Origin of the sequence: Mesorhizobium sp. M8A.F.Ca.ET.207.01.1.1 (genome assembly GCF_004794715.1) — a bacterium.
Classification (GTDB): Bacteria; Pseudomonadota; Alphaproteobacteria; order Rhizobiales; family Rhizobiaceae; genus Mesorhizobium.
This window is the reverse complement of the sequence record NZ_SRUS01000003.1, coordinates 421,121-440,198: the sequence shown is the minus strand read 5'-3', so window position 1 is coordinate 440,198 and position 19,078 is coordinate 421,121. Positions and strand designations below refer to the sequence as shown.

At 64.7% G+C, this 19,078-nt stretch carries 16 protein-coding genes; 9 read left to right on the top strand and 7 right to left on the bottom strand.

All coding sequences use genetic code 11. The annotated features are described in order from the left end of the window. The first annotated feature begins 186 nt into the window (after window positions 1–186). The 5 genes from EN850_RS10850 to EN850_RS10830 all read left to right on the top strand — a co-directional run bounded on the left by EN850_RS10850 (window position 187) and on the right by EN850_RS10830 (window position 5,419). Window positions 187–1,278, top strand: a complete 1,092-nt coding sequence (locus EN850_RS10850) for an LLM class flavin-dependent oxidoreductase (protein WP_127278270.1) — start codon at window positions 187–189, stop codon at window positions 1,276–1,278. Window positions 1,279–1,462: 184 nt separating this feature from the next. After that, window positions 1,463–2,638, top strand: coding sequence for an AI-2E family transporter (locus EN850_RS10845; protein WP_135862592.1), 1,176 nt, complete (start codon window positions 1,463–1,465; stop codon window positions 2,636–2,638). Window positions 2,639–2,708: 70 nt separating this feature from the next. Next, the gene (locus tag EN850_RS10840; protein WP_136091224.1) at window positions 2,709–3,542 is read left to right on the top strand and encodes an arylamine N-acetyltransferase; all 834 of its coding nucleotides are present in this window, start codon (window positions 2,709–2,711) and stop codon (window positions 3,540–3,542) included. Next, entirely contained in the window at window positions 3,539–4,540 is a 1,002-nt protein-coding gene (locus tag EN850_RS10835; protein WP_136091223.1) for an LLM class flavin-dependent oxidoreductase, read from the top strand. The genes EN850_RS10840 and EN850_RS10835 overlap by 4 nt, the downstream gene beginning before the upstream one ends. Before the next feature lie 84 nt (window positions 4,541–4,624). Continuing rightward, entirely contained in the window at window positions 4,625–5,419 is a 795-nt protein-coding gene (locus tag EN850_RS10830) for an inositol monophosphatase family protein (protein ID WP_135930157.1), read from the top strand. A gap of 67 nt (window positions 5,420–5,486) precedes the next feature. Here the strand turns inward: EN850_RS10830 and EN850_RS10825 are convergent, their stop codons facing one another. Continuing rightward, the gene (locus tag EN850_RS10825; RefSeq protein ID WP_135917068.1) at window positions 5,487–6,503 is read right to left on the bottom strand and encodes a LacI family DNA-binding transcriptional regulator; all 1,017 of its coding nucleotides are present in this window, start codon (window positions 6,501–6,503) and stop codon (window positions 5,487–5,489) included. Between the two features lie 218 nt (window positions 6,504–6,721). On the opposite strand from EN850_RS10825, the gene EN850_RS10820 reads away from it, so the two are divergent. Genes EN850_RS10820 through EN850_RS10810 form a run of 3 tightly spaced genes read left to right on the top strand, consistent with a single transcriptional unit; the run spans window position 6,722 to window position 10,583 of the window. Beyond that, complete coding sequence (locus EN850_RS10820) at window positions 6,722–8,308, top strand: sugar ABC transporter ATP-binding protein (RefSeq protein ID WP_136091222.1); 1,587 nt, start codon at window positions 6,722–6,724, stop codon at window positions 8,306–8,308. Then, complete coding sequence (locus EN850_RS10815; RefSeq protein ID WP_136091221.1) at window positions 8,305–9,618, top strand: ABC transporter permease; 1,314 nt, start codon at window positions 8,305–8,307, stop codon at window positions 9,616–9,618. Before EN850_RS10820 ends, EN850_RS10815 begins: the two co-directional genes overlap by 4 nt. Next, window positions 9,615–10,583 (top strand): substrate-binding domain-containing protein, encoded by a 969-nt coding sequence (locus EN850_RS10810; protein ID WP_135930161.1) that lies wholly within the window; start codon window positions 9,615–9,617, stop codon window positions 10,581–10,583. Before EN850_RS10815 ends, EN850_RS10810 begins: the two co-directional genes overlap by 4 nt. A gap of 276 nt (window positions 10,584–10,859) precedes the next feature. On the opposite strand, the gene EN850_RS10800 is transcribed toward EN850_RS10810, so the two are convergent. From EN850_RS10800 to EN850_RS10775, 6 genes are read right to left on the bottom strand one after another with little or no spacing between them, the layout of a single operon-like run. After that, a complete protein-coding gene (locus tag EN850_RS10800) occupies window positions 10,860–11,321 on the bottom strand; it encodes a MarR family transcriptional regulator (protein WP_136091220.1) in 462 nt (153 codons plus the stop codon). Then, a complete protein-coding gene (locus EN850_RS10795; protein WP_127279118.1) occupies window positions 11,318–11,902 on the bottom strand; it encodes an amino acid synthesis family protein in 585 nt (194 codons plus the stop codon). Before EN850_RS10795 ends, EN850_RS10800 begins: the two co-directional genes overlap by 4 nt. Next, entirely contained in the window at window positions 11,895–12,779 is an 885-nt protein-coding gene (locus EN850_RS10790; RefSeq protein ID WP_127871284.1) for a UPF0280 family protein, read from the bottom strand. Before EN850_RS10790 ends, EN850_RS10795 begins: the two co-directional genes overlap by 8 nt. Then, window positions 12,779–14,320, bottom strand: a complete 1,542-nt coding sequence (locus EN850_RS10785; protein ID WP_136091219.1) for a 6-hydroxynicotinate reductase — start codon at window positions 14,318–14,320, stop codon at window positions 12,779–12,781. Before EN850_RS10785 ends, EN850_RS10790 begins: the two co-directional genes overlap by 1 nt. After that, window positions 14,317–17,229, bottom strand: a complete 2,913-nt coding sequence (locus tag EN850_RS10780; RefSeq protein ID WP_246689183.1) for a molybdopterin-dependent oxidoreductase — start codon at window positions 17,227–17,229, stop codon at window positions 14,317–14,319. Before EN850_RS10780 ends, EN850_RS10785 begins: the two co-directional genes overlap by 4 nt. 2 nt (window positions 17,230–17,231) lie before the next feature. Beyond that, window positions 17,232–18,086, bottom strand: coding sequence for a xanthine dehydrogenase family protein subunit M (locus tag EN850_RS10775; protein ID WP_136091217.1), 855 nt, complete (start codon window positions 18,084–18,086; stop codon window positions 17,232–17,234). A gap of 365 nt (window positions 18,087–18,451) precedes the next feature. On the opposite strand from EN850_RS10775, the gene pncA reads away from it, so the two are divergent. Beyond that, window positions 18,452–19,066 carry a bifunctional nicotinamidase/pyrazinamidase gene (gene pncA, locus EN850_RS10770; RefSeq protein WP_136091216.1) on the top strand — a complete coding sequence of 205 codons (615 nt, stop codon included), beginning with the start codon at window positions 18,452–18,454 and terminating at the stop codon, window positions 19,064–19,066. The last annotated feature ends 12 nt before the right edge of the window (window positions 19,067–19,078 follow it).

The window sequence follows — 19,078 nt, the reverse complement described above, 5'->3', positions numbered from 1 at the left end:
TACGCGTGAAAACCGGGAGTTCAAGCGCCAAAACGGTATGGCAGCCATGAAATTCCGGGATGTTGCACCGGGGAGACGCATTTCCGGCCGAAATCGACATGCACTGTTCACCAGCCACCCTCTGGCGGCGCGACGGACGCGTCGCTACCTCTAGGGCGACAATCAACACACTGGGATGACATTCAAATGGAACTCGGCCTCTACACTTTTGCCGATGTGAGCCCTGTGCCGGGTCCCGGCGCCATCGGCCCGCATGAGCGGCTGCGCAACCTGATCGAGGAGGTCGAACTGGCCGACCAGGTTGGCCTCGACGTCTTTGGCCTCGGCGAACACCATCGGCCCGACTATGCCGCCTCGGCGCCGGTCGTGGCTTTGGCCGCGGCGGCGGAGCGTTCGAAGCGCATCAGACTGACCAGCGCTGTCACCGTGCTCTCTTCCGACGATCCGGTACGCGTCTTCCAGCAATTCGCCACGCTCGACCTTCTGTCAGGCGGCCGCGCCGAGATCATGGCCGGGCGCGGATCGTTCATCGAATCCTTCCCGCTGTTCGGCTACAACCTCGAAGACTATGACGAGCTGTTCGCCGAAAAGCTCGACCTTTTGCTTGCCATCCGCGATCAGGTGAAGGTGACCTGGTCGGGCAGTCTGCGCGCGCCGATCAACGATCGCGGCGTCTATCCCAGACCCTTCCAGGACAGGCTGCCGGTCTGGATCGCGATTGGCGGAACGCCGCAATCGGCAGCCCGCGCGGGCGCGCTCGGCCTGCCGCTGGCGCTTGCCATCATCGGCGGCGAACCGGCGCGCTTCGCGCCGCTGTTCGACCTCTACCGTGATGCAGCCAAGCGCGCTGGCAGCGATCCGGCAGGCTTGGCCACCAGCATCAACGTGCATGGCTTCATCGCCGACACGACCGAGCAGGCGGCGGACGATTTCTACGGCCCGCAAGCCGAGGTGATGAACCGCATCGGCCGTGAGCGCGGCTGGGGTCCGACATCGCGCGCGCATTTCGACCAGTCGCGTGGTCCCGATGGTGCGCTGTTCGTCGGCAATCCGGAGCAGGTGGCGGAAAAGATCGTCGCCCAGCACAGGATTTTCGGCAACGACCGCTTCCTGCTGCAAATGGCGATCGGCACCATGCCGCACGCCAAGATCATGAAGGCGATCGAGCTTTATGGCACCAAGGTGGCGCCGATCGTGCGCAAGGAAACGGCGAAATCCGTGCCGGCCGTGGCGGCGCCTGCGGGCTTGGATTTCTCCGGCGCCGACTCGATTGTCTGAAGGGTAAATCTTTGCATCGCATGAAATATGGCGCACTCGCAGCCGAGTCTCCGGTTGCGCAATTGGCGGCACGATCCCTCGACGGCGGCCCGTGCGGCAGTGCCGGCTAACGGAACCTTGAAGCCGTGCCGGCGTTTTCGTCTGCGGATTGCATCAGTTGTGGTGCGCCGCCGAGGGGGCCACTATGAAAGCCGAACCCGCCGCTTTGGGCGCAGGCGTTGCCGAGGCCGAGGCCGAGGAGTCACGTTTGGTAACGCGCGCCGACACACGCCTGATGCGCTCGCTGCTCATCGGCATCTTCCTGTTCATGAGCATCTATGCGCTCTATTTCGCGCGCGCCTTCTTCATGCCGGTCATCCTGGCCTTTCTGCTGACGCTGACACTGACGCCGATCGTGCGGCTGCTGCGCAAGCGCGGCATTCCCGAAGTGGTCTCGGCGACGCTTCTGGTGCTTGTGTCCCTCTTCGTCTTCGCGAGCGCCGGCTATGTGCTCAGCGGCCCCGTCATCGATCTCATCAACAACACGTCGTCCATCGGCCAGCAACTGACCGAACGGCTGGCGCAGTTGCGGCGGCCGGTCGAGAGGATCATGGAGATCGCGCACCAGATCGAAGGGCTGACCGAAACATCGCAGGAACCGGGCGTGCAGAAGGTCGCTGTAGCGCAGTCCGGCTTCCTCTCATCGGCGGCGAGCAACATCCTGTCGGCCGGAACAAGCCTGACCATCATCTTCGTTTTGTCGCTGTTCCTGCTCGCCTCGGGCACGATGTTCTACGAGAAGATCATCCAGTCCTTCGCCAGCCTCACCGAAAAGAAGCGGGCGCTGCGCGTCGTCTACGACGTCGAGCGGGAAATCTCGCACTATCTGCTCACCGTCACAATCATCAACACCGGCCTCGGCACGGTCATCGGCCTCGGCCTGTGGGCGCTTGGCATGCCCAATCCGCTGGTCTGGGGCGCCGCGGCCGCTCTGCTCAATTTCCTGCCTTATGTCGGGGCCATGATCACGCTCGTCCTGGTCACGGTCATCGCGCTGATCAGCTTCGACACGATCGCCTACGCGTTGTTGGCGCCTGCCTTCCTGGTGTTGTGCGACATTGTCGAAGGCCAGTTCGTGACGCCGATGGTGGTCGGGCGGCGGCTCGAGATCAACGCCGTGGCGATCTTCATCGCCATCGCATTCTGGTCATGGCTGTGGGGCTTCGTCGGCGCGCTGATGGCTGTGCCGCTGCTGGTCGTCGTCAAGGTGTTCTGCGACCATTTCGAGAGCCTTAGCCATGTCGGCAATTTTCTCGCCGCCCAACATACGGCGGTCGTGGAGGAGGACGCCGACGAACAGGACGGCACGGCCGCCGCATAACAGGCGCACCGTTTGCGGCGGCGGGATCGAATGCCTATATCCGCCCGATCAGTGCCCGGTGCCCTTCCCGATGAACGACGCTCCCTTCGACCTCGACGCCTATTTTGCCCGGATCGGCCATGCCGGTTCCAGTGATGCTTCGCTCGACACGCTGAAGACGCTTCATTTCCTGCATCCGCAGGCGATCCCCTTCGAGAACGTGGATCCGTTTCTGGGGCGCCCGGTCCGATTGGACGCCGCATCGCTGCAGGACAAGATGGTCCTCGACGGGCGTGGCGGCTATTGCTTCGAGCACAATCTCATTTTCATGCACGCGCTGAAGGCGCTTGGCTTCGAGGTCGGCGGCCTCGCCGCGCGTGTGCTCTGGGGTCAGAGCGAGGACGCGATCACGGCGCGTAGCCACATGCTTTTGCGCGCCGAGCTCGATGGCCGGACCTATATAGCCGATGTCGGCTTCGGCGGCCTGACGCTGACCGCCCCGCTGCTGCTCGAGCCGGGCCTCGAACAGACGACCCCGCACGAAACGTTCCGCATCGTTGAAACCGGCGATCACTTTCGCCTGCAGGCCGCCATCGGCGGCGGCTGGCGCTCGCTGTATCGCTTCGATCTGCAGCCGCACTATGAGGTCGATTATTCCGTCACCAATTATTTCCTGTCGACCAACCCGGCATCGCATTTCCTGACCTCGGTTCTGGCGGCGCGCGCCGCGCCCGACCGGCGCTACGCGCTGCGCGGCAATCGCCTGTCGATCCATTACATTGATGGCCGCACCGAACAGAAGCAGATCGCCACAGCCACTGAACTCGCCGACACGCTGGAAGGCCAGCTCGGCATCACCATTCCCGACCGCACGGCCTTCGAGGCTCGGGTGCGTGAGAAGAAGATCGTGGAGACCAGTACATGACCGAACTTTCCGTCCTCGACCTGTCGCCGATCGTCGAAGGCAGCGATGCCTCGCAATCGCTCGCCAATTCGCTCGACCTCGCCCGCCACGCCGAGCGGCTCGGCTACAAGCGCTACTGGCTGGCCGAGCACCACAACATGCCAGGCATTGCCAGTGCGGCCACATCGGTTGTCATCGCCCATGTTGCCGGCGGCACCAAAACCATTCGCGTCGGCGCCGGCGGCATCATGCTGCCCAACCATGCCCCGCTGGTGATCGCCGAGCAGTTCGGCACGCTGGCGGCCTTGTTTCCAGGCCGCATCGACCTTGGCCTCGGCCGCGCTCCCGGCACCGACATGAACACGGCGCGGGCGCTACGCCACAATCTCGAGGCCGGCGTCGACAATTTCCCGCAGGATGTCGTCGAGCTGATGGGTTATTTCCTGCCGGCCGAGGAAGGCCAGCGCCTGCGCGCCGTGCCTGGCGAAGGGCAGACGGTGCCGATCTGGATTCTCGGGTCGAGCCTCTACGGCGCGCAACTCGCCGCCATGCTCGGCCTGCCCTATGCCTTCGCCTCGCATTTCGCCCCGGCGGAACTCGACCACGCGCTGGACATCTACCGCTCGCGCTTCCAGCCGTCCGAGCAGCTCGACAAGCCTCATGTCATGCTCGGCCTCAATGTCTTTGCAGCGCCCACCGACGCCGAGGCACGGCTGCTGTTCACCTCGCTGCAGCAGGCCTTCGTCAATCTGCGCACCGGCAGGCCCGGAAGATTGCCGCCGCCGGTCGAGGACTATGACCGGGATCTCGACCCGATGGCCAAGACCATGCTCGGCCAGGCGCTGTCCTGCGCCGTCGTCGGCTCGCCGGAAACGGTCCGCCAAGGCATCGATGCGTTCGTACGCCGCACCGGCGCCGATGAGCTGATGGTCACCGCGCAGATATTCGATCACGCCGCCCGCGTGCGTTCCTTCGAAATCCTGGCCGAGGCACACAAATCGCTGTCGCAAGCGGCCTGACGTCTTGTACTTCGCCGGGTGCTTTTGCCGGTCACAATGCTCTGCTAAGTGCAAGGCATCCATCGGCAGCAAGTGAGCTTTCCCGTGACACATGATCTCGAAGCACGCATGCGGTTCGCCATCGATCTGGCGCGGCGCGCCGGCGAACTCGGCCTGAGATATTTCCGCGATCTCGACAGCCTGACCATCGAGAGCAAGGGCCATCAGGACCTGGTCTCGCAAGCCGACCGTGAGGTCGAGCTGTTCATCCGCGCGGCGATCGCCGCCGACTATCCGCGGGACGGCATCGTCGGCGAGGAGCATGCCTCGGTCGCCGGCTCTACCGGCCATGTCTGGGTGATCGACCCCATCGACGGCACCGCCAATTTCGTGCGCGGCATTCCGGCTTGGTGCGTGGTGATCGCTTGCGCCCGGGATGGGGAGACGATCGTCGGCGTCATCCACGAGCCATCGACCGGCGAGACCTTCCACGGAAGGCTGGGCGGCGGCGCCTTCGTCAACGGCAGACCGATGAAGGCGAGTACGGCGACCGGCCTGGAAGAGGGCTCGGTGGGCACCGGCTTCTCAAACCGGGCCGAGGCCGAAAACATCGCCGTGCTGATCAAGAAGATCCTCGCCGAAGGCGGCGTCTTCTTCCGCAACGCGTCAGGCGCCCTGATGCTCGCCTATGTCGCCTCGGGCCGGCTGCTCGGCTATGTCGAAGAACACATGAACGCCTGGGACTGCGTGGCCGGCATGCTGTTGATCGAGGAGGCTGGCGGCACCGTTCTGAAGGCGGACCCGAAGACGGTGCTGCAGAGCGGCACGCAGGTCATCACGGGCGGCAAGGGCGTGTTTTCGAAGCTGCAGGCGCTGTGTTCCGGTGTCTTTACGCCCTGATCAGGCTCCAAATCTCGGGAAGCAGGATGGCGTCCGAAAACCGCTTCACATTTTTCGGCATCATGCTTTAGGCACTGACGCTCTGAACCGCCCCCAGCGGCCGGCATGAATTGCGGATCATCAGGCGGCCCTTGAGCACGAGCTTGCGCGGCGGCGCGTCCCGGTTGCCGGCGAGGCGGTCGAGCAGCAGATTGGCCGCTTGCTCGCCGATGGCCTGCACCGGCTGCGCCACCGTGGTCAGCTGCGGCTGGAACACGTCGGACCAAGGAAAATCGTCGAAGCAAGCGACCGAAATGTCCTCCGGACAGGACAAGCCGATGTCGCGGATCGCCTTCATGGTTCCGATCACCATCGGGTTGTTGGCCGAGAAGATCGCGCTTGGCCGGTCATGCAGCGACAGCAGCTGCATGGTTGCGTTGTAGCCGTCGATCTCGTGGAAATTGCCGGAGCGAACCAGTTCCTCGGCCACCGGCAAGCCGGCGGCCTGGAGCGCCTCGCAATATCCGGTCATGCGGTCATGCATGGGTGAAATATCCGAGGTGCCGGTGATGTAGCCGATGCGGCGGTGGCCGAGGTCGATCAGATAGCTGATGGCGTCGAACACCGCGCGCTGGTTGTCGAGAACCACGGCGTCGGTGTCGACCCCCTCGCACAGGCGATCCATCAGCACCACCGGCACGTTGGCATCGGCGACGATCCGCTCGAGGATCGCGCCGTCACCGACGCGCGCCACGATCAAGCCGTCGACCATGCGGTCGAGCAGCAGCCTGATCTGGTCGTCCTGGGTGTTCAAATCCTCGTCCGTACAGCACAGCATGACAGCATAGCCGGCGCGGTCGAAGGCCTGCTGGATGACCGAGACGACGGCGGTGAAGAACGGGTTGGTGATGTGGGGAACGGTCAAGCCGATGGTGCGCGTCGTACCCATCTTCAGGCTGCGGGCGATGGCGTTGCGCTTGTAGCCGATATCGCGGATCGCCTGCTCGATGCGAGCGCTGAGCTCCGGACTCACGGTTGCGGTGCCGTTGATCAGCGCCGACACGGTGGCGACCGAGACACGCGCCGCTTCGGCCACGTGCAACATGGTGGGCGCGGTGGATTTGCGTTGTTTTTTTGGCCCTGACGCTGTCATTTTCGAAACGTTTCGTCACCCCTTGCCAGCAATACCTACGGAATCCCGTCATTTTAGGCAAGAATTGAAATGCATCAAAGTTTCGTCACCCTATATCGGCTTGACAGGATCGAAACGTTTAGATTAGCGTTCGAGAAGCTGACGAAGACGGAAGGGAGGCCGCCATTGTCATGGAACAGAGCAATTCCCTTTCCTCGGCGCGCAATGCGACATCGGATCGCTCGGACACCGTTCTGAGCGCCGAGCATATTTCGAAGAGCTTTGGCGGCATCGCCGCGCTCGTCGATGTCGGCTTCGAATTGCGGCGCGGCGAAGTGCATGCCTTGATGGGTGAGAACGGCGCCGGCAAGTCGACGCTGATGAAGATCCTCTCCGGCGTCTATACCGGCTACGAAGGCACGGTCAGCATCGACGGAAGGCCGGTCAGCTTCGCCGGCGTGCGCGACGCCGAGGACGCGGGCATCGCCATCATCCACCAGGAGCTCAACCTGGTGCCGGAGCTCAGCGTCGCCGACAACATCTTTCTCGGGCGCGAGAAGCTGATCGCGGGTCTGATCGTCCACCGCAAGGCGAGCAGCCGCGCGGCAAGCGCCCTCCTGCAGCGGCTCGGCATCGAACTCGATCCGGACGCACGCGTCGGCGCGCTGCGTGTCGGCGAACAGCAGTTGGTCGAGATCGCCAAGGCGCTGTCGATGTCGGCGCGTATGCTGATCATGGACGAGCCGACCTCGGCACTGTCGCCGGCCGAATGCCAACGGCTGTTTCGCATCATCGGCCAGCTTGCCGACAGCGGTGTCGCCATCGTCTACATCTCGCACCGCATCGACGAGGTCATGCATCTGGCCGGCCGCGTCACCGTGTTCCGCGACGGGCGCCATGTGCTGACGCGGCCGATGGCCGAGCTTGACGAAAATGCCATCATTTCGGCGATGGTCGGACGGGACCTGCTCGCATCCTCCCAGGACGAGCGGGATCCCGGCGGCAGGACCGTACTTTCGGTCAGCGATCTGTCGCTGTCGAAGCCAGACCGCCAGGGCTGGCGGCAGATGATCGGCGGCATCAGCTTCGATCTGGCCGCCGGAGAAATCCTCGGCATTGGCGGGTTGCTGGGCTCCGGCCGCACCGAGATCATGGAAGCGATCTTCGGCTCGAGCGATGGCCGTGCGGGCGGCGAGATCCGGCTCGACGGCCAGCCGGTGGATATCCGCTCACCGCGCGATGCGCGGCGGCTGGGCATCGCACTGGTCACCGAGGACCGCAAGACGCAAGGCTTGCATCTACAGGCCTCGATATCGGACAATGTGGCGCTGCCGCTGGTCGGAGCGCTGGCCCGCTTCGGCATCCGTTCGCTGGCCGGCGAACAGGGGCTGGCGCGGCAAGCTGTCAAGGCGCTCGGCATCCGCTGCCGGGATATCGACCAGCCCGCCGGCACGCTGTCGGGCGGCAACCAGCAGAAGGTCGTCATCGGCAAGTGGCTGGCGACCAGGCCGAGGGTGCTGTTGCTCGACGAGCCGACGCGCGGCATCGATGTCGGCGCCAAGCGCGAGATCTACGACCTCATCTTCCGGCTGGCGGGCGATGGCCTGGCCATCGCCGTCATCAGTTCCGAGCTGCCGGAATTGCTGCATCTTTCCGACCGCATCCTGGTGATGGCCGACGGCCGCCAGACAGGCATCCTTTCCCGCGAAGCGGCGAGCGAGGAGGCCATCATGCGCCTCGCGGCACCGCGCCGGAGCCTATCGAGACCCGCCGCATGACCGCACTGAAACTCCTGTCCCGCACCAAGCTCTACTGGGGCCTGATCGCCATCTTCCTGATCGGCGTGCTGGGCTCGCCAGTGAGTTCCAAGGGCAACAACATCTTTCTGTCCTACGGCAATCTCCTCGACGTGCTGCGCCAGGTGTCGACCACCGGGCTGATCGCCACCGGCATGACGGCGGTGATCATCACCGGCGGCATCGACCTTTCCGTCGGCTCGCTGATGGCCATCTGCTCGGTGGTGTGCGCCATGCTGCTGACGGTTCCGGGCGTGACGCCGGGCGTCGTGCTGGGCGTGCCGACGGTTGCCCTGGTTGCGCTGTGTCTCGGCTTCGTGGTCACGCGCTTCATCTTCCTCAACGTGGAAAAGTCCCGCGCCGGCGTTGATGCCGTGGCCCGCGACGTGAGGCTGGACACCGTTCGCGGCCTGGTCACGCCGGCAATCGTCGGCATCGTCCTGTGTTGCCTTTCGCTCTCGTACCTGCTGCCGCAGATCGAGCCCAAATTCGGCGTTCTCGGCGTGCTTCTGGTGGCGCCTTGCGTTGGTCTGCTGTTCGGCGCCATCAACGGTTTCATCATCGTCGGCGGACGGCTGCAGCCTTTCATCGTCACGCTGGCGATGATGGTGACGGCGCTCGGAATCGCCCGGCTCACCGCCGGCCAGAACAATGCCGTGTTGCCGGTCTATACCGGTTCCAACGCCACCGCCGATTTCGAGCTGCTGCGCTCGCTGGTATTCGGCGTCATCCCGATGCCCGGCCTGTTCTTCCTCGGCGCCATCGTCATCTACGGCGCGCTGCTGCGCTTCACGCCGTTCGGCCGCTATGTCTATGCCATCGGCGGCAATGAGGAGGCGGCCAGGCTTTCCGGCATCGCCGCCGGCCGCGTCAAGATCGCCACTTATGCCATATCAGGACTGCTCGCCGGCATCGCCGCCGTGCTCTACGTAGCGCAGTACCGGCAAGGCAAGCCGGACGCCGGCGCCGGGCTGGAGCTCGACGCCATCGCCGCCGTGGTCATCGGCGGCACCAGCCTGATGGGCGGGCGCGGCAGCCTGATAGGCACCTTCTGCGGCGTGCTGATCTTCGGGCTGCTGTCCAACATATTGCAGCTCCACAACATCAATTCGAACCTTCAGCTGGTGCTGAAGGGGATGATCATCATCGGCACCGTGCTCGTGCAGGAGCGCAATGCCGGCGATCTGCTGGCCTATCTGCGCCTGCCCGGAGCGGCGCACAAGGAAACGGCCGCCGCAAAACGGCCGTCGCAAGAGACACCGTCTCTCAATCTCGGAGGAAACAAGAAATGAAACGACGTGACATGCTGAAGCTTGCCGCATTCGGCGCGGCCCTGCTGACCACCACGGCACTGCTCTCCACCGGACATGCCTTCGCCCAGGACAAGAAGTGGAAGATCGGCTTCTCGCAGGTGACCACCATCGAGCCCTGGCGCGCGCAGTTCAACAAGGACATCATTGCCGAGGCCGCCAAGCATCCCAATGTCGAGCTGATCATCACCGACGGCGAGGACAAGACCGAGAAGCAGGTCGCCGACGTCGAGAACCTGATCCGCCAGGAAGTCGACGCGCTCCTGGTGTCGCCGAAGGAATCGGCCGGCCTGACCGGCGTCGTGCAGCAGGCGATCGACGCCAAGATCCCGGTCTTCGTGCTCGACCGCAACGTCGACACCAAGGACTTCACCCAGTTCGTCGGCGGCGACAACAAGCTGATCGGCCGCGCGGCCGGCGAATATGCCGTCGAACTGCTCGGCGGCAAGGGCAAAGCGGCAGGCAATGTCGTCGAGATCTGGGGCGGCATGGGCACCCAGCCGGCGCATGACCGCCATGATGGTTTCCATGAATTCACAGACAAGGAGCCGGGCATCAAATACCTGCTCGACCAGCAGTCGGGCGACTGGAAACAGGACCAGGCCTACAATTTGATGGCCAACGCGCTGAAGACCAACGAGAAGATCGATCTCGTCTACGGCCATAACGACCCGATGGCCTACGGCGCCTATCTCGCCGCCAAGGATGTCGGCCGCGAGAAGGACATCAAGTTCATCGGCATCGACGGCCTGCCCAACGAAGGCGTGCAGATGGTGAACAAGGGCGAGCTGACGGCGACCTTCACCTATGTCACCCCAGGTGCGGAAGGCCTGCGCCAGGCGATCAAGTTCCTGAACGGCGAGAAGGTCGAGAAGACCATCACCTTGCCGACGCAGAAGATCACCAAGGAAAACGCCGCCCAGGTGCTGAAGGACAACGGCCTGTGAGATAGTGGAGCTTGAGGGGCCTCGGTTGGCGCAGCCCCTCATCCGCCTGCCGGCACCTTCTCCCCGTATAGTGACGGGGAGAAGGGAGCTGTGGTGAAGCCGGCGCCCTTCTGCAACGCCGGCGACTAGCGAAGCCGTCGATGACAGCGCCTTTCTCCCCGTCCCTATACGGGGAGAAATGTCCGGCAGGACAATGAGGGGCAGCGCAGACCAACCAATTCTACTCAACTCAATCGTTTCGGTGACCAGCTTCTGCAGGCTGGTAAGATCCGCACCTTACGCCAGCTTGGCCAGCAGCTTCATGAAAGTGGCGGCCTCCTTGGCCGTGAGCGGCGCCAGGGTCTCCAGCGTGATCTCGCGGGCCAGCGGGATCAGGCGCTCGATCGCGTCGCGGCCCTCCGCCGTCAAATTGACAAGCAGCCGCCTTTTGTCGACCTCATGCCTGGAAAGCTCGACCAGGCCACGCGCCTTCAGCCGGTCGATGACGCCTTTCACCGTCGCCGCGTCCATGGCGATCAGCGTGCCGAGCTGGTTCTGCGAAGTTTCGCCAACGTCGCGCAACTTGGCGAGTGCGGCGAATTGCGGAGGCGTCAGATCGGCGATACGGGAGGCGAAGATCGAAACATGGCGCTGATGCGCCTTGCGCAGAATGAAGCCGACCTGCTCCTGCAGGAGGTAGTCGTGATCATCGGCCTCTTCGGCCTCGACCAGCTTGAGCAGGTTGTCCTCGCCGCTCACCGCAGCCCGTCCCAGGCTTTTATGTCATCCGCCGCGAGGCCACCCATCCGATTATGGACGCGCGGGCCGCAGGTCATGGCGAGGCAGAACAGGATCTCGTCAGGACGCGGGCCGTCGCTGATGCCGACTTCCATGGCGTCGAAATGGCTGCGCACATAGGCGGCGTTGATATGGCCGAGCGGCACGTCGAGCTTTGAGCCGAAGGCGCCGACCTTCTTGGCCGACGGCACGATCGCCTTGGCATCGCCCAGCCGCTCGCGCATCGCATAGCCACCCGGCACATGCCACAGCGCGCCATGTTCCAGCTCGCCCGCGCTTCCGACGATGGCGCCCTTGCCGTAGCCGTCGATCTGTTTGATGTCGCCGCCGAGGACGGCGACCAGCCGGTCGGCGAGCAGCAGGCCGAGCGGCTTCAGATCGTCCATGGCGCTTTGCAGATCCTCGACATAGCGCCCGGCGAACGGGTTCCCGACCGCGGCCATGGCGGCGGCACGACGGCGCGGCACCGCGGCGGCCGGTCCCCCGTCGTGGAAGATCTCCTCGCTCAGCACCGCGATCTTGCGGATCGGAAATTCAGGCATGGGCAACTTCCTCCGGTTCATGCTTGGTGGGCGCGCCGAGTGCAACGGAGCCGCTGATGCGGGCCTCCCCGCCAAGAAACAGCGCCGATGCTGCAATCAGGCCGCGCCGGCGAAAATCTTCGGCGACGGCAAGACCATTGTCCAGCGCGCGTGCCACCTCATCAGGCGCAAGCGTGCCGACGCCTTGCGTCACCAGCCGCGCGCCAAGATCGCTGTCGGGCGACAGGTCGCGTGCGGGAACGCGCCTGATGGCGGGATTGCCGGGCAGGTCTACCGCGTTGGCTATGAGCGTTGCCGCCGCATCGGCCTCCGCGCCGGTCCGCGCCAGCACGGTGACGGCGTCGGCAATGCCAAGCGAGAAGGAGCGGCCACGCCAGCCGCTGGTTGCAACGCCACGCACGCCATCCTGCGCGCGGATCGTGATCCGGTCGGCCATGCCGTTGCCGGTGCCGGCGACCGCCAATCCCATCGAGCGGCCCTTGCCGATGTGGAGGGCGCTGTCGCCGCCATTGTTGACATAGGCGCGATCGAGCTTGCGTCCGGCAAGCAGCGCGGCAAGCATTTCGTCGGCTACCGACCCGGCAACGGCGGCCATCGGTGTGATGAAGCATTCCGCCATGGGCATGACGGCTGCTTCCATGCGGCGCGCCGTCGGGCCGGCGAAGGTTCGCGGCGCCAAGAAAAATGCAGGGAGCCGCAATTCGGGAAGCTCCTCGACCAGCTCGATCAGGATCGTTTGGAAGCGCGCGACGGCCTGGACGTAGGCGGCGCGACACTCATCAGCCTCGCCAAAGGCCTCGACGATCAGGTCGATCGGCCCATGGTTGAGATGCAGCCGCTTGCCGTCCTGCAGCCAGTGCGCTTGCGGATCTTCCATCACCCCGCCCCGTTCGGACCCACGCGGCGCAATTGCGCCAGCGGCGGCCATGGATTTTGGGTTGCGGCGCCTGTGCCGCGTCGGGGATTGAGATACTCGCCGCCTTTGGCGACGATGTCCGCAACGCTGCGGATCTCCGCCTCGTAGCCGCCGAGCCTGACATAGTCGTCGCGACGCAGCGTGAACTCGATCGGCGCCACCAGCGCCGGCGTCGGCACATAGCCGAAGGCGCCTTCCGGAACCCTGGTGACATCGACCATCAGCGTGATGCCGCCGCCCGGCCAGACATAGACCGGGGCGCCGCCAACGGTGACATAGGTAGTCAGGCCTTGCACCGAACGGGTGAGATTGACCGGGTTTTCGGTGACGCCGGCGCGCAGCGACCCGCCGGCGCCGCCGATGAACAGCACGGTGCACAAGGCCGGCTCGCAATTGTCCTCGATCAGGTTGACCGATTTCCTAAGCCGTTCCGGAAACGGTTTTTCGACCGGCTTCAGGTCGTCATCGAGCTCGTAATAGGCGAACTGCTCGCCGGTGGTCGAAACCATCAGCAGCGACAGGCCCGGCCGCGCACCCTTCTTGGCGTTCCATTCGCCGAGTATCGACAGCGGATCAGAAATGCTGGTGCCGCCCCAGCCGAGGCCTGGCTCGGACACTTTGAAATAGCGGCCCGGGGTCGAGCGGCGGCCAACGATCTTGATGCCGGTATCCTGCCAGCCCAGCACCTTGCCGGCCTGGTGTTCGGAGACAACGCCGGTGATGTGGTCGTCGACCACCACGACCTCGTCGACCAGCCCGCGCCATTGCGTGGCGAACATGCCGATCGTGGCCGAGCCGCAGCCGACCCGCATGCGGTGTTCCTGCTTGCCGTCGATGACAGGCGGTTTGCCGGCTTCGACGATGACCGTGGCGCCGCCGTCTATGCTGAGTTCCACCGGTTTGCGGTTGCACAAATTGAGCAGGGCGTCACAGGTGGCGCGGCCTTCCGCCTTGGAACCGCCGGTCAGATGATGCACGCCGCCCAGCGACAGCATCTGCGAACCGTATTCGCCCGTCGTGACATGGCCGATGGCCTCGCCCTCGGCCCGCACGACGGCCGTTTCGGGTCCGATATGTCGATCGGTGTCGATCTTCACCTTGACGCCGCAGTAGGAGAAGATGCCTTCGGTCACCACCGTGACGAGATCAACGCCCTCGACCTCCTGGCTGACGATGAAGGGAGCGGGCTTGTAGTCGGGATAGGTGGTGCCGGCGCCGATTGCCGTGACGAAGCGGCGGCCGGTGTTGAGCAGCTCGCCGTCCCATTGCTCGCCCTCGGCGACAAAGGGCACCATGGCAGCGCCTGTTTCGGCCGCGTGGTCGAGGATGGTCAGCGGATCCATGCGCACGATCCGGCCGGCGACATTGCCATAGCGGTCGCAGGCGCCGGTGCGGCCGTCGGCGATGTAGCACATGACGGGACAGGCATCGCAGCGGATCTTCTCCGCCACCAGCTTCTCGCCGGGATCATGGGTTTCGAAGCGTTCGGCAAGCTCGCTCATGCGCGTGCCTCCTTCTCGCGGATGGCCGCCAGGATGCGGCTTGGCGTTGCCGGCACCTTGGTGACCAGCACGCCGGTGGCGTGGCGGATGGCGTTGAGGATCGCCGGCGCCGTCGGGATCAGCACGTGCTCGCCCAGGCCCTTGGCGCCGAACGGCCCTTCGGGATCGGGCACCTCGATAAGGATGGTCTCGATCGGCGGCACGTCGCCAATGGTCGGGATGAGATAGTCGTGCAGGTTTTCGGTGCGCCCGGGAATATATTCTTCCATCAACGCCATGCCGATGCCTTGGGCGATGCCGCCTTCGATCTGGCCCTCGGCCAGCAACGGATTGATCGCCTTGCCGACGTCATGCGCCGCCGTGATCTTGATCAGCCTGACAGTGCCGAGTTTGAGGTCGACCTCAAGTTCGGCAATCTGCGCGCCATAGCCATAGACCGCATAGGGTTTGCCCTGGCCCTTGGCATCGAGGGGCAGCGTCGGCGGATCGTATGTCTCTTCGGCGCGGAAGACGAAGCCGTCGGCATTCGCATCGAGCGCGGCAAGGTCGATGCGGCGTGTCGCCTCGCCTTCGCGGATGACGATCACCGCGCCATCCAATTTAAGGGAAGCCTTATCCGAGACATTGGCAAAGCGCAGGATTTTTTCGCGAAGGGCCCGCCCAGCCTTTTCAGCCGCCTTGCCGGTCACGAAAGTCTGTCGCGAGGCCGAAGTCTTGCCGGCGTCTGGGCTGATTGCCGTATCGGCGCTCTTCAGCTGGAATTTGTCCAGCGGCAGGCCGAGCGCGTCGGCGCAGATCTGGGTGATGACGGTGTTGGATCCCTGGCCGATGTCGACGGCGCCCTGGTGCAGGATGACGTCGCCCGAGGGTGCGATGCCGACCCTGATGGTCGACGGATTGGGAAGCGAGGTGTTGCCGCAACCATACCAGCAGCACGCGACGCCGACGCCGCGCTTTCTATCTATGCTGGTGCTGTTGAAAGTATCCGCGTCGGCCGTCGCCCGCGCCCAGTGCAGCCGCAGCGCTTCGAGGCATTCGGCGATGCCGACGCCAGACACCAGAAGCTGCCCGGTAACCGTTTCGGAGCCGTTCCGAAGGCAGTTCTTCAGGCGAAAGTCTAGCCGATCCATGCCGAGCTTGCCCGCAAGCTCGTCATAGAGCGTCTCCTGCATGATCGTCGCCTGCGGCACGCCGAAGCCACGGAAGGCGCCGGCAATCGGACCATGGGTGTGGATGGCGCGGCCCTCGGCACGATAGTTGGGCGTGAGATAAGGGCCGGAGGCATGCACCGGCACGCGGTTGGCGACCGTCGGACCCCAGCTGGCATAGGCGCCGGTGTTGAAATCGCCGGTAAAGACCATGCCGGTGACGTAGCCGTCGGAGGCGGCACCGATGGTGGCCTTCATCTCAGCCGGATGGCGCTTGGTGGTCGACATCATCGATTCGTTGCGGGTGTAGGCAAGGGCCGCGGGCCGTCCCGTCTTGATGGCGACGAGGCCGATCAGAGGCTGCAGGGAAACGTCGAGCTTGGAGCCAAAGCCGCCACCGGTCGCGGTCGGCACGATGCGCACCTTGTTGACGGCAAGGCCGAGCACTTTCGCGGTGTCGTCACGGTCCATGTAAGGCGCCTGGGTGCAGGCGACGACGACAAGCGTGTCGCCGTCGACATATGCATAGCCGGCTTCCGGTTCGATATAGGCGTGCTCGACATAGGAGGTGTCGATCGCGCCGCTCGCGGTGACGGCCGCATTGGCAAGTGCCGCCTCGGGATCGCCGCGTTCGACAAAGCCCTTGGTCAGCAGGTTGTCCGGCCGGTTGCCGTGGATCAGCGCAGCACCCTCGGCCTGCGCGTCACGAGGCTGGAGAACATGCGGCAGTTCGGTCCAGCGGATAGGGAAATCCGACAGATCGAGATCGAGGATCGCCTCTCGCTCGCCGGCGACCAGGGCGACCGCCTCGCCGCGAAGCCGGGCAAAGCCTTCGGCCAGCGCCGGCTGGTCGGCGAATGGGCCGATAACGCCGAAACAGTTTTTTCCCGGGATGTCGGCGGCCGTGAAAACGCCCGCGATGCCTGGATGCGCCTTGGCCCAGCCGTCGAGGTCGCCGAAATCGAACTTTGCATGATAGTGCGGCGAGCGGACCACCAGCACCGCAAGCGCATCGACCGGGAAGGAATCGCCGCCGAATTTCTCGGCCCCGGTCACCTTTGGCACGCCGTCGAGCCTGATCGGCGACGCGCCAATGGCGTGGCCCGAGGCCGGCATCCTCCGATCGAGATCGCGATCCAGTCCATAAAGTTGGCGCTGCCCCTCACCCTTACCCTCTCCCCGCAAGGGGCGGGGAGAGGGGGGCGCCAACGCTGCAGCGCTTCCTTTCTCCCCGTCACTATACGGGGAGAAGGTGCCAGCAGGCGGATGAGGGGCGGCGCTGGCAGTTGACCGTTCACTGCCGAACCATCCCGCCTCCATCACCGCCGCGATGATCTTCCGGTAGCCGGTGCAGCGGCAGAGGATGCCGCCCAGCGCATCCTGCACCTCGGTCTCGGTCGGCCTGGGTTTCGTGTCCAGCAACGCGGTTGCGGCGACCAGCAGCGCCGGCGTGCAGATGCCGCATTGCGCGGCGCCATGCGCCAGGAACGAGGCTTGCAACGCCGACAGTCGGCCATTGGCCAGTCCTTCGACCGTCGTCACCGCGGTGCCAGCGGCCGAGGCCGCCGGCATCAGGCAGGCGCAGACAGGGTCGCCGTCGACCAGCACCGTGCAGGCGCCGCAGTCGCCGGCATCGCAGCCGACCTTTGTGCCGGTCAGCCGCAATTCGTCGCGCAATACCGAAGACAGCCTACGCAGCGGCGGCACGTTGACCGAGACAGCGGCGCCATTGACCGCGAAAGCGATATCGGCGCGATCCATGCTCATGCGGCCACCTTGTCGCCTGCTGGCGTCTCCGTGGCCGCGAGCACGGCGCGGGCAACGATCTCGCGCACCGCGTCCAGCCTGTATTCGGCGCTGCCGCGCACATCGCCGATCGGCGACAGCTCAGTCATCGGCGCCGACCGGACCGCGGCGACAAGCCCGGCGCCCACGGCAAGCCCGCGCAGCGCCGTCTCGACCCCGGGCAACCGCCTGGCGACGGCGGAACAAGAGCCGACGGCCACGGCCGCATCCGCGACGGTGCCATTTTCGACAACCAGACGCGCCGCCACCATGGCGATGGAGATGACGAGATAACGCCGGGCGCCAAGCTTGACGAAGGCCGATGTGCCGGAGAGTTTCGGCACGCGGATGGCAGTCACCATCTCGCCAGGCTGCAAGGCGGTACGGCGGTTGCCGAGGATGAACTGCGACAAGGGCAGATGGCGTGTCGCCGCCACCGAGCGCAGTTCTACCTCAGCGTCGAGCGCGAGCAGCCCCGGCACGCCGTCGGCGGCAGGTGAAGCGTTGCAGAGATTGCCGGCGACCGAGGCGACGTTCTGGATCTGCGCCGAGCCGACCTCCCGCGCCGCCTGTTTCAAGGCGTCAAAGGCTGGCGGCAAGGGGTGGCGGATGACATCGGTCCATGTCGTGCGCGCGCCGACGATCCAATGGCTGGCGGTTTCGACGATGCCGCGCAGCGTTGTCAGTCCGTTGACATCGAGGACATTGTCGCGAAACGGCTTGCTTCCCTGCACCGGATAGAAATCCGTGCCGCCGGCAAGAATGCGCCAGGTGCCTCCGCCAAGCAGCGCGAGCGCCTCGTCGACCGTGGTGGGTTTCGCGTAACGGATCACGCTTTCCTTCCCAATAAGATGGGCCTTCCCAGTAAGATGGCCTTCCCAACAAAATGGGCTTTCCCAACAAGATGGGGCCTTCCCCGAGATCGGCCCTCCCAAGACGTTTTGCCTGGGAATATCCCGCCGGTTTTCGATCCGGCAAATTCATTCGTATGCAAATGATATCAAGACGGCTGAATTTGTCAAAGCCAGAGTTTACGCCGGAGCCCGTGTGGCTGGCATCGCCACGCATTTGTTATTCCGCTGGAGGTTGACGCGGCCCGCCATCTGGTCAAGTTTCTCCCTCCGGTCGCGCCAGCGGCTTTTTCTTTCGCCGAGCCCCTCATTCGGAGCCGACCGCAGCCTGACAGGAAGGAAACTCCATGGCCGACGAAGCGCTCGTTGTCATCGACCTGCAGAACCACTTTTGCCCGGGCGGCGCGCTGGCCGTTGCCGGCGGCGACGAGATCGTGCCGCTGGTCAACGACATGATCCGGCGAACCGACCATGTCGTGCTGACGCAGGACTGGCACCCCGCCGGCCATTCCAGCTTTGCCTCCAGCCATCCGGGTTCGCAGCCCTATTCGACGATCGAAATGCCATACGGTGCGCAGACCTTGTGGCCGGACCATTGCATCCAGGGCAGTCTCGGTTCGGATTTCCACTCGGGGCTGGCCTGGACCAAGGCCGAACTCGTCATCCGCAAGGGATTTCGTCCCGCCATCGACAGTTACTCCGCCTTCTTCGAGAACGATCACGCGACGCCCACCGGACTCGCCGGTTATCTCCGGGAACGCGGCATCGACACGCTGATCCTGGTCGGCCTGGCGACCGATTTCTGCGTCGCCTTCTCGGCGCTGGATGCGGTCAAACAGGGGTTTAGAACCACGGTCAGGCTCGATGCCTGCCGTGGCATCGATCTCAACGGATCGCTCGAGACAATGCTGGCGAGAATGCGCGACGCCGGCGTGACGCTCGAAGATCATACGTCGGACTGACCGCACCGTGGC

Coding starts and splice junctions, on each gene's coding strand:
- EN850_RS10850 (WP_127278270.1), top strand. CDS start 187: ATGGAACTCGGCCTCTACACTTTTGCCGATGTGAGCCCTGTGCCGGGT.
- EN850_RS10845 (WP_135862592.1), top strand. CDS start 1,463: ATGAAAGCCGAACCCGCCGCTTTGGGCGCAGGCGTTGCCGAGGCCGAG.
- EN850_RS10840 (WP_136091224.1), top strand. CDS start 2,709: ATGAACGACGCTCCCTTCGACCTCGACGCCTATTTTGCCCGGATCGGC.
- EN850_RS10835 (WP_136091223.1), top strand. CDS start 3,539: ATGACCGAACTTTCCGTCCTCGACCTGTCGCCGATCGTCGAAGGCAGC.
- EN850_RS10825 (WP_135917068.1), bottom strand. CDS start 6,503: ATGTTGCACGTGGCCGAAGCGGCGCGTGTCTCGGTCGCCACCGTGTCG.
- EN850_RS10820 (WP_136091222.1), top strand. CDS start 6,722: ATGGAACAGAGCAATTCCCTTTCCTCGGCGCGCAATGCGACATCGGAT.
- EN850_RS10815 (WP_136091221.1), top strand. CDS start 8,305: ATGACCGCACTGAAACTCCTGTCCCGCACCAAGCTCTACTGGGGCCTG.
- EN850_RS10810 (WP_135930161.1), top strand. CDS start 9,615: ATGAAACGACGTGACATGCTGAAGCTTGCCGCATTCGGCGCGGCCCTG.
- EN850_RS10795 (WP_127279118.1), bottom strand. CDS start 11,902: ATGCCTGAATTTCCGATCCGCAAGATCGCGGTGCTGAGCGAGGAGATC.
- EN850_RS10790 (WP_127871284.1), bottom strand. CDS start 12,779: ATGGAAGATCCGCAAGCGCACTGGCTGCAGGACGGCAAGCGGCTGCAT.
- EN850_RS10785 (WP_136091219.1), bottom strand. CDS start 14,320: ATGAGCGAGCTTGCCGAACGCTTCGAAACCCATGATCCCGGCGAGAAG.
- EN850_RS10780 (WP_246689183.1), bottom strand. CDS start 17,229: ATGGATCGCGCCGATATCGCTTTCGCGGTCAATGGCGCCGCTGTCTCG.
- pncA (WP_136091216.1), top strand. CDS start 18,452: ATGGCCGACGAAGCGCTCGTTGTCATCGACCTGCAGAACCACTTTTGC.